Raw genomic sequence first — 291 nt, 5'->3', positions numbered from 1 at the left:
GGAAAGAGGTCGCATCAGAATGCAAGAGTCATCCAAGAAAGCAAAAAGCTCTTCAGTCAAGCAGACAGTGAAAAAGACTCAGCCCAAGACAGTTAGAGTCTACTCCAAAAAGATAAGCGATGAAGAATTTGCCAGAATGTCCGACTTTTTTGAAAGATACGGCAGATGCCGGCATTTCTTTTTGAACCGCTACTGCGGCATCAAGTCGATGCTAGCGGTTAATAACTGGCAGGCTCTGCGTAACCAAGTTCGCAAGTGGGACAAGCCGGTTAAAGGCTCAAAAGGCAAGCT

2 pseudogenes are annotated in these 291 nt (G+C 46.0%); both read left to right on the top strand.

The annotated features are described in order from the left end of the window. Positions 1-96: pseudogene (locus FD23_RS11005) on the top strand (IS607 family transposase); the annotation flags it as partial. Further along, positions 68-291 (top strand): annotated as a pseudogene (locus tag FD23_RS10855) (RNA-guided endonuclease TnpB family protein); the annotation flags it as partial. The pseudogenes FD23_RS11005 and FD23_RS10855, both read left to right, overlap by 29 nt.

Source organism: Lactobacillus delbrueckii subsp. delbrueckii DSM 20074 = JCM 1012, assembly GCF_001433875.1.
Taxonomy (GTDB): domain Bacteria; phylum Bacillota; class Bacilli; order Lactobacillales; family Lactobacillaceae; genus Lactobacillus; species Lactobacillus delbrueckii.
Note: the sequence above shows the minus strand (reverse complement) of the source record. Positions and strands in the feature narration are given on the sequence as shown.